This window comes from Streptococcus sp. HMSC073A12, assembly GCF_001812815.1.
GTDB classification, from domain to species: domain Bacteria; phylum Bacillota; class Bacilli; order Lactobacillales; family Streptococcaceae; genus Streptococcus; species Streptococcus vaginalis.
Genome location: NZ_KV810536.1, coordinates 17828 through 36905, shown reverse-complemented (window position 1 = coordinate 36905; position 19078 = coordinate 17828). Strand labels below are relative to the sequence as shown.

At 37.0% G+C, this 19078-nt stretch carries 18 protein-coding genes and 1 pseudogene; 12 read left to right on the top strand and 7 right to left on the bottom strand.

The features are described from left to right. Positions 1–66 precede the first annotated feature (66 nt). Positions 67–1305 carry a GmrSD restriction endonuclease domain-containing protein gene (locus tag HMPREF2876_RS04245; RefSeq protein ID WP_024053036.1) on the bottom strand — a complete coding sequence of 413 codons (1239 nt, stop codon included), beginning with the start codon at positions 1303–1305 and terminating at the stop codon, positions 67–69. Between the two features lie 16 nt (positions 1306–1321). After that, positions 1322–2338, bottom strand: a complete 1017-nt coding sequence (locus HMPREF2876_RS04240; protein ID WP_060458434.1) for an adenine-specific methyltransferase EcoRI family protein — start codon at positions 2336–2338, stop codon at positions 1322–1324. A gap of 290 nt (positions 2339–2628) precedes the next feature. Between HMPREF2876_RS04240 and HMPREF2876_RS04235 the strand changes: the two genes are divergently transcribed. The 5 genes and pseudogenes from HMPREF2876_RS04235 to HMPREF2876_RS11120 all read left to right on the top strand — a co-directional run. Continuing rightward, the gene (locus tag HMPREF2876_RS04235; RefSeq protein WP_070584261.1) at positions 2629–3546 is read left to right on the top strand and encodes an IS1595 family transposase; all 918 of its coding nucleotides are present in this window, start codon (positions 2629–2631) and stop codon (positions 3544–3546) included. After that, the gene (locus HMPREF2876_RS04230) at positions 3536–3991 is read left to right on the top strand and encodes a hypothetical protein (protein WP_024053039.1); all 456 of its coding nucleotides are present in this window, start codon (positions 3536–3538) and stop codon (positions 3989–3991) included. Before HMPREF2876_RS04235 ends, HMPREF2876_RS04230 begins: the two co-directional genes overlap by 11 nt. 2 nt (positions 3992–3993) lie before the next feature. After that, positions 3994–4281: a hypothetical protein gene (locus tag HMPREF2876_RS04225; RefSeq protein WP_024053040.1), complete on the top strand. Its 288-nt coding sequence runs from the start codon at positions 3994–3996 to the stop codon at positions 4279–4281. Then, the gene (locus tag HMPREF2876_RS04220) at positions 4274–4816 is read left to right on the top strand and encodes a DUF6036 family nucleotidyltransferase (protein ID WP_024053041.1); all 543 of its coding nucleotides are present in this window, start codon (positions 4274–4276) and stop codon (positions 4814–4816) included. The genes HMPREF2876_RS04225 and HMPREF2876_RS04220 overlap by 8 nt, the downstream gene beginning before the upstream one ends. 116 nt (positions 4817–4932) lie before the next feature. Next, positions 4933–5072: pseudogene (locus HMPREF2876_RS11120) on the top strand (competence protein TfoX); the annotation flags it as partial. 123 nt (positions 5073–5195) lie between these two features. Here HMPREF2876_RS11120 and lysS read toward each other — a convergent pair. The 5 genes from lysS to HMPREF2876_RS04195 form a co-directional block, all read right to left on the bottom strand. Then, on the bottom strand, positions 5196–6683 hold the full coding sequence (gene lysS, locus HMPREF2876_RS04215) for a lysine--tRNA ligase (protein ID WP_024053042.1): 1488 nt from the start codon (positions 6681–6683) through the stop codon (positions 5196–5198). Between the two features lie 82 nt (positions 6684–6765). Continuing rightward, positions 6766–7407, bottom strand: a complete 642-nt coding sequence (locus HMPREF2876_RS04210; RefSeq protein WP_024053043.1) for a histidine phosphatase family protein — start codon at positions 7405–7407, stop codon at positions 6766–6768. 12 nt (positions 7408–7419) lie between these two features. Continuing rightward, entirely contained in the window at positions 7420–7902 is a 483-nt protein-coding gene (locus tag HMPREF2876_RS04205; protein ID WP_070584259.1) for an aminoacyl-tRNA deacylase, read from the bottom strand. After that, complete coding sequence (locus HMPREF2876_RS04200; protein ID WP_070584257.1) at positions 7902–8744, bottom strand: DUF368 domain-containing protein; 843 nt, start codon at positions 8742–8744, stop codon at positions 7902–7904. Before HMPREF2876_RS04200 ends, HMPREF2876_RS04205 begins: the two co-directional genes overlap by 1 nt. 126 nt (positions 8745–8870) lie before the next feature. Next, on the bottom strand, positions 8871–9707 hold the full coding sequence (locus HMPREF2876_RS04195) for a glycoside hydrolase family 25 protein (protein ID WP_024053046.1): 837 nt from the start codon (positions 9705–9707) through the stop codon (positions 8871–8873). A gap of 281 nt (positions 9708–9988) precedes the next feature. Between HMPREF2876_RS04195 and ftsW the strand changes: the two genes are divergently transcribed. From ftsW to HMPREF2876_RS04160, 7 genes are all read left to right on the top strand, one after another. Next, positions 9989–11221 (top strand): cell division peptidoglycan polymerase FtsW, encoded by a 1233-nt coding sequence (ftsW, locus tag HMPREF2876_RS04190; RefSeq protein ID WP_070584255.1) that lies wholly within the window; start codon positions 9989–9991, stop codon positions 11219–11221. Between the two features lie 38 nt (positions 11222–11259). After that, complete coding sequence (gene ppc / locus HMPREF2876_RS04185) at positions 11260–13959, top strand: phosphoenolpyruvate carboxylase (RefSeq protein WP_070584253.1); 2700 nt, start codon at positions 11260–11262, stop codon at positions 13957–13959. A gap of 125 nt (positions 13960–14084) precedes the next feature. Then, positions 14085–14555 (top strand): RNA polymerase sigma factor, encoded by a 471-nt coding sequence (locus HMPREF2876_RS04180; protein WP_024053049.1) that lies wholly within the window; start codon positions 14085–14087, stop codon positions 14553–14555. Then, the gene (locus tag HMPREF2876_RS04175) at positions 14542–15606 is read left to right on the top strand and encodes an anti sigma factor C-terminal domain-containing protein (RefSeq protein ID WP_070584251.1); all 1065 of its coding nucleotides are present in this window, start codon (positions 14542–14544) and stop codon (positions 15604–15606) included. Before HMPREF2876_RS04180 ends, HMPREF2876_RS04175 begins: the two co-directional genes overlap by 14 nt. 123 nt (positions 15607–15729) lie before the next feature. Then, on the top strand, positions 15730–16926 hold the full coding sequence (tuf, locus tag HMPREF2876_RS04170) for an elongation factor Tu (RefSeq protein WP_003023932.1): 1197 nt from the start codon (positions 15730–15732) through the stop codon (positions 16924–16926). Between the two features lie 156 nt (positions 16927–17082). Next, positions 17083–17841 (top strand): triose-phosphate isomerase, encoded by a 759-nt coding sequence (gene tpiA / locus HMPREF2876_RS04165; protein ID WP_003023935.1) that lies wholly within the window; start codon positions 17083–17085, stop codon positions 17839–17841. Positions 17842–17907: 66 nt separating this feature from the next. Beyond that, a partial coding sequence (locus HMPREF2876_RS04160) for a GH25 family lysozyme (RefSeq protein WP_261674196.1) occupies positions 17908–19078 on the top strand: 1171 nt, incomplete at its 3' end.

Here is a 19078-nt window from a genome sequence, read left to right as displayed (position 1 = left end):
CAACATATTGTATTTATGAGAATATCAAAAAAGTCGATTTCCGTTTTGGAAGTCGCCTTTTCAATTTTAATAGTTGTTCCCTTTTGAAGAGTTGTGCTTTTTACATAATAGTTGGCAATTTTCAGGGACAGTTTTTCCACCTAAAGACCACGGTGTAATATGGTCGCCTGCTAGCTCTTTAAGAGCATACTCCCTGTTGTTTCCTTCATCCACACAATAAACGCAGTGATGGCTCTGTTCTTCATATTTTTGCTTGATGGTTTTATCATCAAAAGCTCTAAGTTGGAGATATTTGGAATCTCCGTAAATGATGTACTGATAAATCCCTTTCATTTTAGTTGTGACTTCATCATCATTTACCAACTCTGCAATTTTTTCGTTAATGACAGAAGCACTATTTTTAATGATATTGTTGTCTAACTGTCCTAATTGATATTCTTTGTAGATTGTTCCCCAATCCATCCCTTTCAAACTGTTTTGATAGCTTATAAACTTTCCACGAACCCATTCAATTATGGCAGAAAAATTTTGCCATAATTCAGAAGCATCTGCATCTCCTTGATGCTTCAACATATAATCTTCGATTGTATTTGTACTATCGTCATTATCATTTTGTGAAGCCCATTTAATAGCAGTTTGTAGATACTCTTGTCTATTCCAATTACCATTTAATAGTGGTTCTGCTTTATCGTTATTCGGATTTTCGTCAGCAAGTACAACGCCACGTCCACTTTTTGTTGAAAATCTTTGTTTGGCGTTAGAAAGCCAAGTGCCAGTGTAAGCGGAATTTCTTAGCTCTTGTTCATTTAATGGTTCTCCTGCTGTATTTATAACGTGAAACCATTTCATTTTTTCAGATGCTGTTCCTTCACAAACATATATATCTAATTCATAATCAAGAATTTGAACTGCTAAGTCAGTTAGGTTCATTTGAAGATTTGGGAAATCTTGTTGTGGAGCACTAGACGGAAATTTGTTTGATTTTACAGAATAATTTCCCATAACATAGTTACAAATAGCTAAAATACGCTGTTGACCATCAAGAACTTCATATTGCCCATTTCCCAAGTCGACCCAGTACATGATACCTAAAGGACACTCGTCTAAAACGGTTTGGATTACAGCTTGTCTCTTATCTTCGTTATATACGCTATTTCTTTGATAAGATGGACGGATATTTAAGTTGCCATTATATCCTTTTACAGCATCTGTTGTTGCGCCATCATCATTATTTGTATAACCACTAGCTAAATCTCGAATAGTAAATGGTTTATTTAGTAAATCTCTTAATCTAGTTACTTTCATTATATCATCTCCTTTGTTAATAACCTCTGTCTTCCGCACGACTGATAGGATTTAAGTTTCTTATAAAGATACGTTTATAAACATTTTTGTCATTGAAACTAACATTGAAACTCTCTCCTTGTTTATGGTATGGTTCACCAGGATCTCCGTATGAATATGAACAACCTAATATTTCAAATTCTCTTGGATTGAACTTATCAATGAAAGTAATAGGAACGCCCATCATTCCTTCATAATCAATTGGTATATCTTTTACGTTATCTATATTTATTCCATTATAATTATCATATTTTGGGTATTTCTCTTCAAATCCTTTATAATATTTATGAGCTTTTGTTTGGTCGAACTTATCTCCAATATGCCACAAGCCATCATGACGCTTTTGTAAATCTAAGTTAGTGTACCAACAAGCCATAATATGCTTGACTCTTCTGCCATCTTCGTCTAATTTCTCATAATTTGCATCATCTGGAACATAAAGCCAAAAGTCTGAATTCATACTTCTAGCACCAATCCAAATTTGATTATTCTTGATTAAAGGGAATACTTCTTTGTAAGTTACCGCATTCTTATTTCCAACAACAATAAATGATTTATTGTAATTGATTAGTTGGCTAATATACTCCTTAAACAAACTAAACGGAGGGTTAGTAATAACAATGTCCGCTTCTTTCAAATAGTTTATACTGTCCTCGCTTCGAAAATCTCCAGCGGTATACTCATCATCTCCATAAATAGTTTCAATATTTCCAGTTTCCATATTGAAATCATCGCCACCTTCATAAATCAGAGCATACGACGGTTCGCTATCCTTTTGAAAATGTGTTGCTATCAGTTTTTTAAGACCCAGACTAGCAAAATTGTTATGAAAATAACGCCAAAAATTTGATTGTGTTGGGTCATCACAATTACAGTAGATAACTTTATCTCTAAAATGTTCCCTATAATGCCCCATTTCCTCAGCAATATCTTTATAGCGAGTATAAAACTCATCATTTTTTACTTTTTTAGCCTTGTGTAGTGAGCCAGCCATTATGCCACCCCACTTTCGTAGGGAGTATAAAAGGCTTCTTCACAAAAATGTGAAAAAGCCTGTTTTAGAGCTTTACAAAAAACACGTCCGATTACATAATCAGCGTGAGCTGTGAGCTGTGAGCTGTGAGCTGTGAGCTGTGATTGCGTTCATAATACTTAATTTCCTTTATTTTTGATACTTCTATTATATCAAAATTTTGGCTTTTTTGCATAGTAGAAGTTTACATTTTTATTGACAATCATTCTTGTTTTCGATATAATATAATCAAGAAGTAAGGAGTACCAGTTATGAAGTTTGAGTTTAAGTCATTATTTGATTTACAATCTGCTTTTCCAGACGAACAGTCATGTATTGACCATTTAGAAAATATGATTTGGGGCGATATGATTATCAGCCCTTTTGATGCTACCTCAAAGGTCTACAAATGCAAAGGTAACAAATACCGTTGCAAAAATACTGGAAAATACTTCAATGTCAAGACTGGTACTCTTTTTGACAATACTAAAATTGAACTTCGTAAATGGTTTATGGCAATTTGGCTTGTGACTTCTCACAAAAAAGGAATCTCATCTGTGCAATTATCAAAAGATATTGGTGTTACGCAAAAAACAGCTTGGTTCATGCTGCAACGTATCCGTAAGTGTTTTAGTTCTGAAAACAACAATAGTCTTGATGATGTTGTGGAAGTTGATGAAACCTACATAGGTGGTAAAAATAAGAATCGTCATAACTCCAAAAAAGTCAAAAATGCTCAAGGGCGTTTATTGAAAGACAAATCTGCTGTAGTAGGCATGGTACAACGTCAAGGTAAAGTTAATGCTCATCATGTACCAGATACAAAGACGAAAACATTGACTGAACAGATTGTCAAATATGTAAAGGAAACAGCTCGACTTTACACAGATGAATGGCTGGGTTATAATAAAGTGGCTAAGATGTATAATCATGACTTTGTTAATCATGGAATTAGTGAGTATGTGCAAGGTGATGTTTATACCAACACGATTGAAGGCTTTTGGGCTGGATTGAAACGTGGAGTATTAGGAATTTACCATTCGTGGTCTAAGAAATATCTTCAAGACTATGTAGATGAATTTGTTTTTCGTTATAATACTCGTAACTATTCGGATAGTGAGCGTTTTAATCTCCTGATTTCAAATGCCTGTGTCCGAACTAAATACAGGGAGCTGATTTATGGCTACTAATACATTACATGACCTACATTTTGAATTGGAAAGGTCTATCGCTCGTAGAGTTGATAGTAAGCTGATTGGTTATCAGGTCAGTCTTTCAGATGGTTTTTACAATAAATACACCAAACTCTGGGATAAGACCTATTCCTTTGATTTTGTTACTAAACATCGCTCTTTTTATACTCAACTGACAAAACGTTGTGTTTATGATGTACTTGGAGATAGTCAAAAGAAAATTGACAGAAAGGCTATTGCCAAACAAATGGCAGAGTTAGAAGCTTTGGTTGATATTGCAGAAAGTAAAGAGGAGTTTCAGAACTTTTTTGAGAAAAAATACAGTCTCAAATTTCCTGATTTGAACGATTGCATTTATCAGAAGAAAAAAGAGTTATCGGATTTTGACAAAAAACTTTGGATAGCGATGCACTATAACCTTAGAAAAGATGAGGGGGAATAATAATGACAACATGGTACGATTACATGGTGAGAGCTAGTGAACATGCTGGAAGTAACGGTGATTTGTGGTTTCGCTATCTTTATAAGGTCATTAAAGATGAGGAGACTAAACTAACTACTGATGATGTAGAGCAATTGTTGAAAAATCCTACCTTAACACCTTTCCAAAAAATAACCCTTCAAGATGCTTTAACAGAAGGTACACACACAAGAGAACACGTTTTGCAGGCGAACCGTAAAAGTAAGCCAAAAGATATTTTGAAACTCTTTAGAGAGGGTAACTATGGATAAGAAAGTTTTATTTGAAGCTTTCAATACAGAATTAGCTAAGGAAAATATCAGCCTCGAGATTATCTGTGTTGGTGGCTTTGTCCTCGAATACTACAACCTTCGAGGAACAAAAGATGTTGATGCTTTTTATCAAGAAGATGCTAAAATCAGAAGCATTATTGAGAAAGTTGGCGATGATTTTGGTGTGAACGAACCTGAAGAATTATGGTTGAATAATAACGTTGCTAATATGAATAGAGTACCACCGCGGTCAATCTGTGAGAAGGCATTTAGCTATTCAAATTTGACTGTTTTTGTACCACCATTATCCTACATTCTTGGTATGAAGCTAGAAAGCGGACGAGATAGGGATAGACAAGATGCAGGAGATATTATTAAGTTAATCAAAATCCGTTCCATAAAAGATGTTACCAACAAGCTCAAAGAATATGGTTTTCAACCAGACCTTTCATTGATATTGGAAGTATTTGAGATAGCCTATGGTATGGAATGGTTAGCAGAATACATGACCGAACATCCAGATGGATTGAGATAAACTAAAAGACGATTTCCGCTTGGAAGTCGCCTTTTTTGATATTCTCGTAAGTACTATATATTGTGTCTAGTGTAAACTGGTATATAGTTCCCTTAAATAATATTAGTTATAGAGCTATGATGGGAGAATTTATTATCTATTATAATGGAAAAATTATTGGCGGAATACATGATGGTAGATTACTTGTTAAACCCGTGCAGATATGCCAAATGTAGTGTATGACTTGCCGTATGATGGAGCAAAAGAAATAATTCTTGATTATAGTAGAATTTTGAACGAAAAAATTCAATTATGATAGAGTTAAAAAATGACCTTGTCCCTCTTGAACGAGGGACAAGGTCATTTTTGTTATCTCAGTATTCATTTGATAAGAAATTGTTTACTTCATCGTTGGGAAAAGCAATACGTCACGAATAGAAGTGACATCTGTCAACAGCATAATTAAGCGGTCAATTCCAATTCCGAGGCCTCCAGTTGGCGGCATGCCGTATTCAAGAGCTTCTACGTAATCGTAGTCAATGCCAGTTGCTTCGTCATCTCCGAGTTCCTTAGCTTTGGCTTGCGCTTCAAAACGCGATAATTGGTCAATTGGGTCGTTCAACTCTGTAAAGGCGTTGGCAAATTCGCGTCCAACGATAAAGAGCTCAAAGCGGTCTGTAAAGCGTGGGTCATCTGCATTTTTCTTAGCTAGCGGAGACACTTCTACTGGATGACCATAGATAAATGTAGGCTGAATTAAGGTATCTTCAACAAAGTCTTCAAAGAAAGCATTGATAATATGACCAACCGTAAAGTGTTTTTCAACCGTTACATGATGTTCTTTAGCCAGTGCAGTCGCTTCTTCGAGAGTCATATCTTTCCAGAAATCAATGCCAGTTTGTTCTTTAATGGCTTCTAGCATGTGTTTACGTGCAAATTTGCGACCGATAAAGATTTCAGTACCTTGATAAGGGACACTTTCAGCATCTGTGACAGCTTTCGCTGCACTTTGGATAATTCCTTCTGTCAAGTCCATGATATCTCCAAAGTCTGCATAAGCTTGATAAGCTTCAATCGTAGTGAATTCAGGATTGTGAGTGGCATCCATTCCTTCGTTACGGAAAATGCGTCCCATTTCATAAACACGTTCCATACCACCAACAATCAGACGTTTTAAGTGCAATTCAGTTGCGATACGAAGTACCATATCAATATTTTGTGCATTGTGATGAGTAATAAATGGACGAGCAGCAGCACCACCAGCTTCATTATGTAAAACGGGTGTTTCAACTTCAAGGAAGCCTTGGTTATCAAGATAACGGCGAATTTCTGAAACGATACGACTGCGAGTTACGAAGCGTTCAAAGCTTTCCCGATTGGAAATCAAATCCAAATAACGTTTACGATAAATCGTTTCAACATCTGTTAGTCCATGGAATTTTTCAGGCAATGGACGAAGTGCTTTAGAGAGATGTGTAATGTGAGTTGCTTTAATCGAAAGTTCTCCCATATCTGTGCGCATGATCTCACCTTCGATACCAAGGAAGTCGCCAATATCCGCTTTTTTAAAAATTTGATAATTTTCTTCACCAACAGTATCTTTTCTAACATAGATTTGAATTTGACCTTCACGGTCTTGGATATGAGCAAAACCGACTTTGCCTTTCCCGCGCTTGGTCATAAGTCGTCCCGCAATGGTAGCAGTTTCCGCTAATTCATGTAGCTCTTCTTTTGTTTTATCACTATATTTTTCTTTTAATTGGGCAGAATCTGCAGTACGTTCAAAACGTTTACCAAATGGGTCAATGCCTTGTTCTGCTAAAGCAGCCATTTTTTCACGACGAATCAGCTGCTGGTCATTTAATTCTTCAATATGTTCAGTAGTCATATTCTTCCTCCTAAAGTTTACCTTCCTCATTCTATCATAAATAAGGCAGAAATTCATCTATAAATAAAGAAAAACCGTGATTTTATACGCTCACGGTTTCAATTGTTTTTAAGTGATCAACATTGTTCCAATCAAGAAGTGTAAAATGCTCAAAATCTTGCGTTTCAAGAATGGTGACACTTCCATTTGTAAGACCACCCTGCTGGCGAAGTTGAGCAAAGTCATAACCTAGTAATAAACGTAAAGAAGCAGTTAAATTCGCTCCATGACCAACAAAAAGAAGATTTTTATAAGATTGCCCTTTTTGTGATTTAATGAAGTCTATTGTACGTCGTGTAGTATTGTAGACTGATTCTGCACCAAAAATAGAGTTGTTAAATTTCGCTAGATTGTGACGGAAAGCTTCCATTTGGTGAGGATAGATAGCCGTAATCGTAGAAACTTTTTGTCCTTCTAGGGATCCTAGTTGCCATTCACGTAGCTCGGCATGTGGCTCAACGACTTGTGAAAAATGATTTTCACTATTGATAATCTGTGCAGTTGCCATTGCGCGTGGTAAATCACTTGAAAAAATCTTGTCAAATTTAATGTGAGCCATGTGTTTTCCAAGCAAGTGCAATTCTTCAATAGAAGTCTCAAGCAGCGGTGAATCACCATTGGCTCCTTGAAAGCGTCCTTCTAAATTCCATTGAGTTTTTCCGTGTCGAATGAAGTAGAGTTTCATACAGTTTCCTTTCTATTTTGAATCCTCTTTTAAATCTGCAAAGGTCGCCTCGACAAAATGAGCTAAATCCTCTGCGTTAATTTCAATACTGTGTCCTAATTCTCCAGCCGATACGATAATAGTTTCGTCTGTTAAAGCCGAATTGTCAATGTAAATAGGAAAGTGGTGTTTTTGACGAATGCCGACAGGATTATTTGCTCCGTGAATGTAGCCAGTTGTCTTGTCTAAATCTTTTTGCGAAATCATGCTTACTTTTTTGTTACCAGATATTTTGGCCAGCTTTTTTTCAGCTAGATGTTCTGTTATGGGCAAAATCCCAATAATTGTCCCTGTTTTATCGCCTGTTAGAGCCAATGTTTTGTAAATCTGTGAGCGCTCTATTCCTTCAGGCAATTGTCCTTCTAAAGCATTGATTTGGAGCCCTTTGTGAGGGATTTTTGCTTTTGTCAAAATTTGTTCTACAAGAGTTTTCTTAATTTTTGTTTTTTTAGCCATTATTTATACTTTTCCTCCAATTGGCTCATCCAAGCGCCCAGCCAAGTTCCTAATCCAAAGAAGAACGCAGCAGTAACGAAGGTGATGATAGAAGTATTAGCATAATGAATACTTTCGCTATTCCCAGGGTTTGGTACCAAGATGAGAACAGTACTAGATAAGACAATCCCAATGATAAAATGGTACACTTGAGAATGATAATTTTCCAAAGCATAATTCATGGATTTTGAAAAAATCACAAGTGCGAGGAGACCGCCAATTCCGATTGGTAAAAAGGTTCCCAAAATATCTAAAGATTTAAAACCGATTAGCATCGGGGAATACAGTCCCAAAATCAAGAGCAAATTTGAAGGACTTAAACCTGGAACGAGAATTCCCAGTGTGATAAGGGAACCAGCTAAAATAAAAGTCAAGAAATTTGCAGGTAACGTTCCGACTAAACTATTGAGGAAATAAAGGCAAATCCCAGAGATGAAAAAAGTGGCTACGAACCAAATAACATCAGTTCGGTCGCGATCAGATTCTCTGGTAGATTCCTTTAGCAAGCTTGGAATCGTACCGATAATCGCTCCTGCAAATCCCCATAAAACAATGATTTTATAATGCTCTAAGAGATATTCAACTGGCAGGGAAAATAGTGCAATCCCTAAAACCATTCCAATACCAACAGGTAAAAAATAAAGTACATTTTCACGAAAATTCTCTTTTATATGCGCTAAAAAATAAATCATCCGCTCGTAAATCCCCAAAATAGTGGCTAAAACTCCACCAGATACCCCAGGGAGAATAAATCCTAGCGCGATGACAATTCCCTTAACAATTCTGATTAACCAAGAAATCATTCATTACTCCCTAAACTTTTCTTTGTTAGTCATTATAACATATTTAGAAACAAGAAAGTAGTGATAACTAGACGAGAAGAAAAGAAAAACTCTGCAAAGTTTTCGATTCAAACTATTACAGAGTTATTATTTTCCATTACCAAATAATTTTTTAAATGTTTTTGTCTGATTTTTTAAAGGAGATAGCTGATTAAGATCGACATCATGTGCAAAACCACCAATTGAGCCTTGTGATGTGTATTGATGTAAATCGTATTTTAAGTCTGTCTTAGGGGCAGTGTTGTAATAACCGTCATTATAGCCGTAAGTTGGAATCCAAATAGCTGTGAATTTCTTAGTTGAGATACTGTGTTCTTCAAGGAAATAGGTTCCGACATAAATCCCGATGTTCTTAGCACCCAATGATGATAACTTAGCGCGAAAAGCTTCAACACCAGCATTCATGTTCTCCATAGTTTTTTCTTCAACATCTAGCCAGTAGTAGGTCGGTTTGTATTTTGAAGCAGCTTTATAAAAACTTTCGGCAGCTTTTTGCATTTCTTTCTTGTTGCTACCAGCCACATAAGCATAGACAGCGACAGGAATATTTCGTTTTTGAAATTCTTCTATGTGGCGTTGATAGGATTTATCAATTCCGTTTAAGTGTGTAGCTGCATTTTCTTTTTTTGCTTGTGCTCCGCTATGCACGCGTATAATGGCGCCAGAAACATTTTTTGCTAGTACGTCATAGTTAATATCACTTGGCAATTGCCAGCCGGACAAGTCAATGATTGGTTTATAGGCTTTGTCTGCTTCATCGGAATCTGAAGTATCAGTTGACTGAGAAGTAGCTGATGTTTGTGTAATAGCGTCCTTTTGCTGTTTAGTTTCCTTGTTTTCTGAATAATGCTTCGCTCCTAAAATAATCACAATGAAGCTAACAAAGAAAACAAAGACAACAAGCGGTTTAATCCTCTTTCTCATATAATTTCATTTTAACGTAAAGTCAGATAAAAAGCAAAATAAACTAGTAGAAAATAAGTATTTGTCATCAAATTGAAATATTAAAGAAAGCGGTTTATTGGACATAATGGTGAAGAATGCTTATAAATCCTATTCATGGACTCAGCTTATTGTTCTTTTTTTTAGTTAAAGTTTAGTCTAGATACTGCAAGGATTTAAAAAATACCGTTCGTCAAATACTTTTTTTTTACCCTGAAAAGTGGTATAATGTTCGGTGAAAATTTAATAATATTAGGTGAACTATGAAAATTGATAAACGCCACCTGCTTAATTATTCCATTTTGATTCCTTATTTGGTTTTATCTATTTTGGGATTGATAGTTGTTTATTCAACGTCAAGTGCCACTTTAGTACAGGTAGGAGCAAATTCGCTCAGATCTGTTTTAAATCAAGGAATTTTCTGGGTAATCAGCTTACTTGCCATTGCTTTAATTTACAAAATAAAGTTAGATTTCTTAAAAGACAATCGACTGATTGTCATTGTTATTTTTGTGGAAATCTTGCTTTTAATTTTATCTCGCTTCCTTGGTGCCCGAATCAATGGTGCACATGGTTGGTTACGATTTGGTCCGATTAGTCTCCAGCCGGCTGAGTATTTAAAAATTATTCTGATTTGGTTTTTAGCACAGCGGTTTTCTCATCAGCAAGATGAAATCGCAACGTATGACTATCAGGCTTTAACACGAAATCAACTGATTCCACGCGCACTGAACGACTGGCGAATCCTAGTCGTTGTGTTAATTGGAATCGTAGCAGCGCTGCCTGACTTGGGGAATGCGACCATTCTTTTGCTGACGACCTTAATCATGGTAACGGTTAGTGGGATCGGTTATCGCTGGTTTTCAACTCTTCTTGGGATATTTGTCACTCTTTCCACAGCGGTTTTAGCAGGCATCTGGTTGATTGGTGTGGAAAAAGTTGCTAAGGTTCCTGTGTTTGGCTATGTAGCAAAACGATTTAGTGCCTTTTTTAATCCTTTTAAAGATTTATCAGGCGCAGGTCACCAGCTAGCTAATTCCTATTATGCCATGAGCAATGGCGGTTGGTTTGGCTTAGGATTAGGAAATTCTATCGAAAAACGTGGTTATTTACCAGAAGCACAGACAGACTTTGTCTTTTCCATTGTTATTGAAGAATTTGGATTTATCGGTGCCAGCTTGATTTTAGCCCTCTTGTTTTTCCTTATTTTGCGGATTATCCTTGTGGGAATTCGAGCGAAAGATCCATTTAATTCTATGATGGCTCTTGGTGTTGGTGGAATGTTACTGACACAAACGTTTGTCAATATTGGAGGAATTTCCGGTTTGATTCCTTCGACGGGTGTCACCTTCCCATTCTTGTCACAAGGTGGAAATAGTTTGTTAGTATTATCCGTAGCGATTGCTTTTGTTTTAAACATTGATGCCAATGAAAAACGAGAAAGTTTGTATAGAGAAATCGAAGAAACCAATCACGGTTTAAGAATTATTCGCTAACGTTAGATTGAGCAAAAGCTTATTGAAAGGTGTAGATTATGTCACTTCAAAAATTAGAAAATTACAACAATAAAGAAGTTATCAAAGAAGAAGTTACGATTCTGACGGACTTATTAGAAGAAGTTACAAAAAATATGCTGAGTCCTGAAACCTTTGAAAAAATCATTGCTTTAAAAGAATTAGCAGCAGCTGGAAATTATGAAGGGTTAAATGAGATTGTTCAAAGTCTATCGAACAAGGAAATGTCCTATATTTCTCGTTATTTTTCAATACTGCCTCTTTTAATCAATATTTCAGAAGATGTGGATTTGGCTTTTGAGATTAACTATCAAAATAATGTGGGGCAAGATTATCTTGGGAAATTATCCACAACGATTGATTTGGTTTCTGAAAAGGAAAACGCTGCTGAAATTTTGGAGCATTTGAATGTGGTTCCTGTTTTAACAGCTCACCCAACTCAAGTGCAACGAACGACTATGTTGGATTTGACCAATCATATTCATGTCTTGTTGCGTAAATACCGCGATGTGCGAATGGGCTTGCTCAATGAGCAAAAATGGCACAATAATCTTCGCCGATATATTGAAATTATCATGCGGACAGATATGATTCGTGAGAAGAAATTAAAAGTGACCAATGAAATCACTAATGTGATGGAATACTACAATAGCTCTTTCTTGCAGGCGGTGACTAATTTAACAGAAGAATACAAGCGCTTAGCCAAACAGCACGGGATTGACCTGAAAAATTCTACCCCTATTACGATGGGAATGTGGATTGGTGGTGACCGAGATGGAAATCCTTATGTTACAGCTGACACATTGAAAAAATCCGCTTTGACACAATGTGAAGTGATTATGAACTATTACGATACGAAAGTTGCTAATTTGTACCGTGAATTTTCTTTGTCAACAGGTATCGTAAAAGTAAGTGAAGCGGTGCAGGAAATGGCTTATCTGTCAGAAGATAATTCTATTTACCGCGAAAAAGAATTGTATCGTCGAGCCTTCTACTATATTCAAACAAAACTAAAAAATACAAAGACTTACTTTATTGATCAGATAAAAACCGAGACACATTACCACAAAATTGAAGAATTTAAACATGATTTACTAGCTATCAAGCAGTCTCTTCTTGAAAATAAAGGCGAAGCAATGATTTCTGGTGAGTTTACTGAGTTGCTTCAAGCAGTAGAAGTATTCGGTTTTTACCTTGCTTCCATTGATATGCGTCAAGATTCCAGTGTTCATGAAGTCTGCGTTGCGGAGTTATTAGCGAGCGCAGGAATTGTGGAGCATTATAGCGAGCTTTCTGAAGACGAAAAATGTCACGTTCTGCTAAATGAACTTCTCTATGATCCGCGGATTCTTTCTGCTACACATGCTAAAAAATCTGCACTTTTGCAAAAAGAATTAGAGATTTTTCAAACGGCGCGTGAGTTGAAAGACAAGCTAGGAGATGCGGTTATTAAGCAAACCATTATTTCTCATGCTACGAGCGTGTCTGACCTTTTAGAGTTGGCTGTTATGCACAAGGAAGTTGGTCTCATTGACAAAGAATTTGCGCGTGTACAGATTGTGCCGCTCTTTGAAACCATTGAAGACTTGGATAATTCCTATGACACGATGAAGAAATACTTATCTCTTCCAATCGCTCAGAAATGGATTGCCTCTAATAACAACTATCAAGAAATCATGCTGGGCTATTCAGACAGCAATAAAGACGGTGGTTACTTATCATCCTGCTGGACTCTCTATAAAGCGCAACAGCAACTGACAGCTATTGGAGATGAATTTGGTATAAAAATCACCTTTTTCCACGGTCGTGGTGGAACGGTTGGTCGTGGTGGCGGACCTACTTATGAAGCCATTACCTCTCAGCCTCTCCGCAGTATCAATGACCGAATTCGCCTGACAGAGCAAGGAGAAGTTATTGGCAATAAATACGGAAATAAAGACGCTGCGTACTACAATTTAGAAATGTTGGTGTCGGCAACGATTAACCGTATGATTACCAAGAAAAAGAGCGATACTAGCACATCTAACCGCTATGAGCATATTATGGATCAGGTAGTAGAACGAAGCTATCAAATTTATCGTGATTTGGTTTTTGGCAATGAGCATTTTTATGATTATTTCTTTGAATCAAGCCCAATCAAAGCTATTTCCAGCTTTAATATTGGTTCGCGACCGGCTGCGCGTAAAACAATTACCGAAATCGGTGGCTTGCGTGCCATTCCGTGGGTCTTTTCATGGTCGCAAAGTCGGGTGATGTTCCCTGGTTGGTATGGTGTTGGATCCAGCTTTAAAGAATTTATTGATGAAAATCCAGAAGAAAATCTAGCTTTCTTGAGAAAGATGTATAAAAATTGGCCTTTCTTCCAATCGCTTTTGTCCAATGTAGACATGGTGTTATCAAAGTCGAATATGAATATCGCCTTTGAATATGCTCAATTGTGTGAAGATAAAGAAGTACAAGAAATTTATTATACAATTTTGGATGAGTGGCAATTAACCAAGAATGTTATTCTTGCTATTGAAGATTATGATGACCTGTTAGAGGAAAATCCCTACTTGCGAGACAGTTTAGACTACCGCATGCGTTATTTTAATATCTTGAATTATATTCAGCTGGAACTCATCAAACGCCAACGCCGTGGGGAGTTATCTCCTGACGAAGAAAGGTTGATTCACGTCACAATCAATGGAATTGCGACAGGACTGAGAAACTCAGGCTGATGAAGAATAAAAAATCGGATTATTTCCGATTTTTTTATATCTTTGTAACCCAAAACGCTTCCAATTCGTTATACTAGTGAAGGAAGGGGGATGAGGATATCAAACTAGATGATTATGAAAAAGTCTTGATTACCTTTGCAAAAGAAATCGTCTATTATCTGCAAGGCTCAGGCGTTCCAAAAGAGCAAGCAGAAGATGTTGTTCAGGATGTTTTTATCAAAATGCTAGAGTCTGATTTTGTCATCCCTGCTCAAAAAATGCGAGCTTGGATGTATAGTGTGTCTATTCGCCGCTATATTGACAAATACCGGCGTGATAAGCATTATATGGAAATCCTGCGACGAGATTTTTTTACAAAGGAAAATCAATTGATTGTTGAAGAAACAGATTATGACTTTCTCATGGAGGAAGTAGAAAAGTTGCCCACACAGGATAAAATCATGTTGGATCTTTATTATTTTCAAGGATTCTCAATAGGCGAAATAGCAGAAGTACTCCATTATTCTAAGAGCAAAGTCAAAGTTCAGCTCATGCGCAGTCGAAAGAAACTTCGACAGATTTTGGAAAAGAAAGGATATCATCATGGAAACATTTGAAATCGTTGCAAAGAAAAACAAAAAGCGAAATACCAAGCGGATTATCCTCTGGTCAACAACAGTAGTGGTAGTATTTTTTGGAATATATATTGCTGCTCGTATGATTACAGGAAAACTCATCAGCGACCAAGCTTGGAAGGTGGTCAATGAGGTACAGCTAGTTGAAAGCGTCGCCTTTCCTAATATTGAAACGTATACCTGGTCTGCTAATGGTGGAGATATGTTTCACGGTGGTATTAAAGGTAGACAAGCTAAAGATATTTATGGGATTCCGCTAGACTATGGTGAATACAAGACAGATTTTGTAATTTTTAATATCAATCGAGGAACTCTTTTTCATGCAAATTCTGGCAGATATACAGAATCTGGGGCAACTATTCAAATAGAAAGTAACCAAAAAGTGCCACAATTCTACAATAAAAATGTGAAAGAGGAGAAAGGAGAATCTGTCCATGAACCAACTAAAGAGCTTCCTTACGTAAAAGATATGCAAAATCAATTAGTAGAAGTGGCTCTGACCTTTGATAAACCATATAGTTTAAAAGAAATTCGAGCAATGATACCTAAGAACCTCAAGACCAATTGGTATTGGATTGGTACAAATTCAACAAGCGATCCAAGCTGGTGGCAACCAAGCAATCTATATGGTACGAGTCCAGATTATCTAACGCAAAAAGAATATGTTCACAAAAAGGAAGCAGAAGAAGCTATTAAAAACCTCAAAGAAGGAGAGAGACTGAGTAACAGACTTGCCCAAATGAAAGATGTAGATGGATTCTTGGCTAATCTGAAGAAATATATTAAAAGTGGATTTGGAAAAAGTAGCTATAATAATGTAACTCCGTCAGATGACATTAAAACCTACTTGAAAAAATTTGGTAAGCTAGACTTGTCTAAGAAAGAAGACCTAGAAAAATTAGAATTCTCAGGCGTTATCCTAACAGGAAAAGCTGAAAATTTTGCACAGTTGGAAGGTAAGGAGTGGATTTATGCATCAAGCATTGGAGCTTCTATACCAAATCAACCATACTACAAGTTGGACAAAGAATAAATTGATAAAAAAGGCGTAAAATGCTTGCAATTTGAAGAAAATTTGATAAAATAGTAAGGAAAGTTAGACTGTATTGCCTACTGTCTATCTATAAAATATATTTTATTGGAGGCTTTTACTCAAATGGCAAAAGAAAAATACGATCGTAGTAAACCACACGTTAATATCGGTACAATCGGACACGTTGACCATGGTAAAACTACCCTAACTGCAGCTATCACGACTGTACTTGCACGTCGTCTTCCAAGTTCAGTTAACCAACCAAAAGATTATTCATCTATTGATGCTGCTCCAGAAGAACGCGAACGCGGAATCACTATCAATACTGCACACGTTGAGTATGAAACTGCTAAACGTCACTATGCTCACATCGATGCTCCAGGACACGCGGACTACGTTAAAAACATGATTACTGGTGCTGCTCAAATGGATGGAGCTATTCTTGTAGTAGCTTCAACTGATGGACCAATGCCTCAAACTCGTGAACACATCCTTCTTTCACGCCAAGTAGGTGTTAAATACCTTATCGTCTTCATGAACAAAGTTGACTTGGTTGACGATGAAGAATTACTTGAATTGGTTGAAATGGAAATCCGTGACCTTCTTTCAGAATACGATTTCCCAGGTGATGAAATCCCAGTTATCCAAGGTTCAGCTCTTAAAGCTCTTGAAGGTGATGAAAAATATGAAGACATCATCATGGAATTGATGGATACTGTTGATGAATACATTCCAGAACCAGAACGTGACACTGACAAACCATTGCTTCTTCCAGTTGAAGATGTATTCTCAATTACTGGACGTGGTACTGTTGCTTCAGGACGTATCGACCGTGGTACTGTTAAAGTCAACGACGAAGTTGAAATCGTTGGTATCCGTGACGAAATCCAAAAAGCAGTTGTTACTGGTGTTGAAATGTTCCGTAAACAATTGGACGAAGGTCTTGCTGGAGATAACGTAGGGGTTCTTCTTCGTGGTATCCAACGTGACGAAATCGAACGTGGACAAGTTCTTGCTAAACCAGGTTCAATTCATCCACACACTAAATTCAAAGGTGAAGTTTACATCCTTACTAAAGAAGAAGGTGGACGTCATACTCCATTCTTCAACAACTACCGTCCTCAATTCTACTTCCGTACTACAGACGTTACAGGTTCAATCGAACTTCCTGCAGGTACTGAAATGGTAATGCCTGGTGATAACGTAACAATCGACGTTGAATTGATCCACCCAATTGCCGTAGAACAAGGAACTACATTCTCTATCCGTGAAGGTGGACGTACTGTAGGTTCAGGTATGGTTACAGAAATCGAAGCTTAATTCAATTAAGTTCCCAGATGAACAATTAAAGTCAGACAAATGAGCTCCGCTGTTGCGGGGCTTTCTTTTTTATGATTTCATTCGACTCAGTCTTTATTTCTCTATTAAATTATGGTAAAATAATAGATGTAAATAAAAAAAGAAGAGGTATGTGAAATGTCACGTAAACCATTTATTGCTGGTAACTGGAAAATGAACAAAAATCCAGAAGAAGCTAAAGCTTTTGTAGAAGCAGTTGCAAGTAAACTTCCTTCATCTGATCTTGTTGAAGCAGGTATCGCAGCTCCTGCGCTTGATTTGACGACAGTTCTTGCTGCAGCAAAAGGTTCAAATCTTAAAGTTGCTGCACAAAATACTTATTTTGAAGACGCTGGTGCATTTACTGGTGAAAATAGTCCCAAAGTTCTTTCTGAAATGGGTCTTGATTATGTTGTAATTGGTCACTCAGAACGTCGTGACTATTTCCATGAAACAGACGAAGATATCAACAAGAAAGCTCATGCTATCTTCCGCAACGGTCTTCTTCCAATCATCTGCTGTGGTGAATCTCTTGAAACTTACGAAGCTGGTAAAGCAGTGGAATTTGTAGGTGCTCAAGTATCTGCAGCCCTTAAAGGATTGACAGCAGAACAAGTGTCTTCTCTTGTCATTGCTTACGAACCAATCTGGGCTATCGGTACTGGTAAATCAGCTACTCAAGACGATGCTCAAAAAATGTGTAAAGCAGTTCGTGATGTTGTAGCAGCTGACTTTGGTCAAGAAGTGGCTGACAAAGTACGTGTACAATACGGCGGCTCAGTAAAACCGAACAATGTAGCTGAATACATGGCATGTCCAGATGTTGACGGTGCCCTTGTTGGTGGAGCATCACTTGAAGCAGAAAGTTTCCTTGCATTGTTGGACTTTGTAAAATAATTTCTTAAAAGAAATAGTTAGCTTGCCATATTTTATGGTAGGCTTATTTTAAAATGGAGAAATAAAATGAAAAAGAAAAGTTTATTTTATTTAGCAAGCACAGCTATTTTAATTGCAGCTAGTTCACAGCAAATTTTTGCTGATGAACCTGTAAAAACTTCTACGCCACAGCCGACAGTAGAACTCAATAAACAAGAAACTCATTCTTTAGCTGAACTCCAAACAAAAGAAGTAACTCAAACTGCTCCAATAAATCAAACAACTTCATCTTCTTCATCTAAAATCGAAGCAACTACTGCTTCAACTGAGGCTAAAGTTTCAGAAGAACAATCAGTTGTAAAAGAAAATTCGACAACTACAACTGAGACTAAAAAAGACAACAAGTCAACTTTTTTTGCTGCGCAGAATAATCAAGCAACAGCCAGAAGTAATCCTGATGCGCAAGTAAAAAAATCAACTTTTGTAGATGTCAGCAGTCATAATGGGCATATCAGCAAAGAGGATTATCAACATTTAGCTGAAAAAGGGGTAAATGGGGTTGTTGTCAAATTAACAGAAGGAACGAGTTATAAAAATCCTTATGCGGTTTCTCAAACACAGAATGCACAAGCGGCAGGTATGCAAGTGTCGGCTTATGCTTTTTCTCATTATACTAATGAAGCAGAAGCAAGAGCAGAAGCGCGCTATTTTGCAGAGGAAGCAAGGCGATTGAACCTTCCTTCCTCAACTGTTATGGTAAATGATATTGAAGATTCTGATATGCGTCCGAATATCAATGCAACTACTCAAGCTTGGGCAGATGAAATGCGGCGTATGGGCTTTTCAAATTTGATGTACTATACAAGTGCAAGTTGGCTTGATCGAAATAATCTCAGAACGAAAGGACCAATCCAAACAGAGCAATTTGGCTTGGAGAATTTCTGGGTAGCGCAATATCCAACTTCAAAATTAAGTGCAGATGATGCGAAAACACTGAAATATAATAGTGAAGCAGGTGCTTGGCAGTTTACTTCGCAAGCTGAACTACTACTTGGTCGTCATGTTTTTGACCAAAGTGTGGATTATACTGGACGTTTTACGAATAAGGCAACTCCAAGCAATCGTGCTGCAAATCAGCCAATAAAAGGAAAAATCACAGTTCAAAACAAGAATCCTAACACAGGAACCTTTGATGTGATTGTGTCGGACGTTTCTGCTCCTTATGGCGTTCGTGAAGTGAAAGTACCGACCTGGTCTA

Coding starts and splice junctions, on each gene's coding strand:
- HMPREF2876_RS04195 (WP_024053046.1), bottom strand. CDS start 9,707: ATGAGAAAGAGGATTAAACCGCTTGTTGTCTTTGTTTTCTTTGTTAGC.
- HMPREF2876_RS04200 (WP_070584257.1), bottom strand. CDS start 8,744: ATGATTTCTTGGTTAATCAGAATTGTTAAGGGAATTGTCATCGCGCTA.
- HMPREF2876_RS04235 (WP_070584261.1), top strand. CDS start 2,629: ATGAAGTTTGAGTTTAAGTCATTATTTGATTTACAATCTGCTTTTCCA.
- HMPREF2876_RS04210 (WP_024053043.1), bottom strand. CDS start 7,407: ATGAAACTCTACTTCATTCGACACGGAAAAACTCAATGGAATTTAGAA.
- tuf (WP_003023932.1), top strand. CDS start 15,730: ATGGCAAAAGAAAAATACGATCGTAGTAAACCACACGTTAATATCGGT.
- tpiA (WP_003023935.1), top strand. CDS start 17,083: ATGTCACGTAAACCATTTATTGCTGGTAACTGGAAAATGAACAAAAAT.
- ppc (WP_070584253.1), top strand. CDS start 11,260: ATGTCACTTCAAAAATTAGAAAATTACAACAATAAAGAAGTTATCAAA.
- HMPREF2876_RS04220 (WP_024053041.1), top strand. CDS start 4,274: ATGGATAAGAAAGTTTTATTTGAAGCTTTCAATACAGAATTAGCTAAG.
- HMPREF2876_RS04225 (WP_024053040.1), top strand. CDS start 3,994: ATGACAACATGGTACGATTACATGGTGAGAGCTAGTGAACATGCTGGA.
- HMPREF2876_RS04175 (WP_070584251.1), top strand. CDS start 14,542: ATGGAAACATTTGAAATCGTTGCAAAGAAAAACAAAAAGCGAAATACC.
- HMPREF2876_RS04230 (WP_024053039.1), top strand. CDS start 3,536: ATGGCTACTAATACATTACATGACCTACATTTTGAATTGGAAAGGTCT.
- lysS (WP_024053042.1), bottom strand. CDS start 6,683: ATGACTACTGAACATATTGAAGAATTAAATGACCAGCAGCTGATTCGT.
- HMPREF2876_RS04240 (WP_060458434.1), bottom strand. CDS start 2,338: ATGGCTGGCTCACTACACAAGGCTAAAAAAGTAAAAAATGATGAGTTT.
- HMPREF2876_RS04205 (WP_070584259.1), bottom strand. CDS start 7,902: ATGGCTAAAAAAACAAAAATTAAGAAAACTCTTGTAGAACAAATTTTG.
- ftsW (WP_070584255.1), top strand. CDS start 9,989: ATGAAAATTGATAAACGCCACCTGCTTAATTATTCCATTTTGATTCCT.
- HMPREF2876_RS04245 (WP_024053036.1), bottom strand. CDS start 1,305: ATGAAAGTAACTAGATTAAGAGATTTACTAAATAAACCATTTACTATT.